General features: G+C 37.9%; 3 protein-coding genes. 1 reads left to right on the top strand and 2 read right to left on the bottom strand.

Features of this window, described 5'->3' with window-relative positions; translation table 11 throughout:
* Positions 1 to 425, bottom strand: a 425-nt coding sequence (locus ACESK1_RS12915) for an alpha/beta fold hydrolase (RefSeq protein ID WP_372920589.1), incomplete at its 3' end; no start/stop codon positions are given.
* A gap of 337 nt (positions 426 to 762) precedes the next feature.
* On the opposite strand from ACESK1_RS12915, the gene ACESK1_RS12910 reads away from it, so the two are divergent.
* Positions 763 to 1,518 carry a TrkA C-terminal domain-containing protein gene (locus tag ACESK1_RS12910; protein ID WP_372920588.1) on the top strand — a complete coding sequence of 252 codons (756 nt, stop codon included), beginning with the start codon at positions 763 to 765 and terminating at the stop codon, positions 1,516 to 1,518.
* 80 nt (positions 1,519 to 1,598) lie between these two features.
* On the opposite strand, the gene ACESK1_RS12905 is transcribed toward ACESK1_RS12910, so the two are convergent.
* Positions 1,599 to 2,717: paraquat-inducible protein A (locus tag ACESK1_RS12905; protein ID WP_372920587.1), on the bottom strand; the 1,119-nt coding region annotated here is incomplete at its 5' end.

Raw genomic sequence — 2,717 nt, 5'->3', positions numbered from 1 at the left:
TTTTCGGGGTATTCCTTTTTTAGTTCATCATAAAGGTTTTGCATGTCTGTATGCAACTGCATCTCACTTTCTATAGTTCCTTCGCTTTTGCCGTAGCCCCTGTAATCGGGAATGAAAGTATCATAATTAAGAAGTTTAAAGGTTTCTGCTACGCTACCCCAGCCTTCCAGGGAGCCGGCATTTCCGTGAAGATAAAAGATCACGCCCCTGGGATCTTCCGCCCGGAATAGGAGGGCGTGGAGCTTTTTGCCGTCTTGCATTTCCACAGTTCGTTCTTCAAAATCTTCAAAATGGCTAAAGCCGTAATTCTTTGGCAGTGTCTGCGGTAAAAAGATCATTTTCTCCTGGAAAAAGTATCCTAAAATACAAATGAGGAGATACAGGATTAATAATATTGAAATGAAAGTTATCACTTGTGATTTCATCTTTTAGCTACAGACTGTGGTAAAAAGATAAAGAATTTTACAATAGAAAAGCATTAGCAGGCATTTTTAAGTTTTTAAATAAAAAAGTAAGATTCCCGGCTCCTGCGTTTAATACTGCGCTTAGAAATAATAACACTGTGCAGGTCTTTAGTATCTCGTAATAAAATCAGTAACGGTTTTGGCCTTAAGTTCCTTTTTTCTAAAAATTAAAATTTCCATATTTTCATAATCTTCCAAAAAGCCTTTAACTTTAGTACAGAAAGAAAAACAAAAAGAAACTACAGAGTTTATTGGTATAGAATTCAGGGTTTCTTATAAACATGTAAAAACGGCCCGGATGACCGCCATAATTTCTTTATTAGTAATAATTACTTTGTCCATACTTGTGACCCGTATTGGAACAATAGCTTTAATCCATACCGGTCTTTCTAAAGAGGCTGCAAAGTTTCAGGCGAGATCTGCTTATTTGGGAGTAGGGTTTACCACTAAGGAATCTGAACTGGTCGTTAATGATCCCGTGAGAAGGAAAATTCTAACTGTTCTAATTTTTCTGGGTAATGCAGGAATAATCACCACTATATCCTCAGTAATTTTTAGTTTTATATCTATAGAGGAATCAGGGTTTTTTTCTACAGAGATTATTGTGCTTTTTTCAGGTTTGTTACTTCTAATCGCTCTGTCACGCAGCAGATTTATTGATCGAAAACTTTCTTCCTTGATTGATAAGGCTTTGAGTCGATATACTTATCTGGAAGTAAAGGATTATTACAGTTTACTTCACCTGGATGAGGATTATCGGGTATCTGAAATCAAGGTAAAAAAGGCGGATTGGCTAACAGATAAAACTTTACAAAAGTTAGAATTAGATGCCGAAGGGGTTAGAGTCCTGGGAATAAGGCGCCTGAATGGAAAATATATTGGAGCCCCGAAAGGCAAAACAGAGATTAAGGAAGGAGACCTTATAATTCTCTATGGTAAAACAGAAAGTATACAGTCGCTGGAAAACCGCAAAGAAGGTAGTTCAGGTGATATGGAACATAATAACGCTGTAACGGAACAAAAGAGAAGGGAACAACAGGAACAAGAAGAATAGGGTTTTAATTTTATCGCTGCCGGAGGTTCAGTTTCCTTCTCCTTCTTTGTTCCCTTGAACAAATCTATTCATGCAATCCCTTATACAGGTTCATTCGAGATGACGGCATTTTTCTTCTTTTTACCTGTCATCTTCTTGAGAATGGTAGAAAGGAGCAAACTAAACAGGACGAAACCAATAAAGATGATGAATCCGGGTTGTAAAGAAGTTTTATTGGTGGAAATACTCACCAGGGATTCAGTTTCCATATCCAGATTTGAAAGCTGGTGATCCAGTATTCCCTGGAAGCCTATATATGCCATGAAAATGGCGATAACATAAACATCTGCCATGCTCCACTTCCCCGATTTAAATGCGAAGAATTTCAGGAGCTTGTTCTTCCTTTGTTTTTTATTTCCCGCCAGGTAAATTTGAGTGGAAATTAATTTTGCAACCGGAAAAATAATACTGAAGACCAGAATAAGCAGGCCTACAAAAAATGAATCTACTTTCCCGGTTTCGAATAATATACCAATTACCTGCAGAATACTTTTGGTTTGAAAGAAGATCACCTGATCACTAAATGTAATCTGCTCACCAATTAACAGGAAATTCACTTGCTGAAAACGCGCATCTATTTCTATCATTGGCGCGGTAAGGCCTGCAAAAAGCAGTACTAATGAAAACAATACCGATATAATAAAGAGAGGAATATGCAATGATCTTTTATTTCTCAATAACCACCACAGAAGAAGAAAAGGCAGGATTATCCCCAGGAGGATATAAGTATAAGAGTAGGTTAAAGCCTCCAGTTCTTTGAGATCTTCCGAGGTTTTTCGGTTGAAAGCCTCCAGATCTGCTACTTCGTATTTATTAAAAAGTGCATTCAGCCGCAGAACGGCGACTTCAGAATCGGCATGGGTAAGATCGCTATATTCCTGCAGCTTACTTTTTATAACATATTTTAGCGCTTCTTTATTTTCCGGTTTCTGGATCTCATCCACGATAGTTTGAGCAAACATAGGAACCAGGGCCCTGATCTTTTCTTCAGGAACCAATGTTCTTACCGCAAATTTTCTGAGTTTCCCTTTTAAGGTCTTTTGTTTCAGATCAATCAAACTATCACCTTTATCGATTCCGGCGGTAATCATGTTCTCCACCTGAAGGACTAGGGTATCTTCCTGTTCAGGGGTGAATTCGAATTCGTCAATACGGTTAAG

Source organism: Salegentibacter sp., from assembly GCF_041642575.1.
Classification (GTDB): Bacteria; Bacteroidota; Bacteroidia; order Flavobacteriales; family Flavobacteriaceae; genus Salegentibacter.
This window is presented reverse-complemented; position numbering and strand designations above follow the sequence as displayed.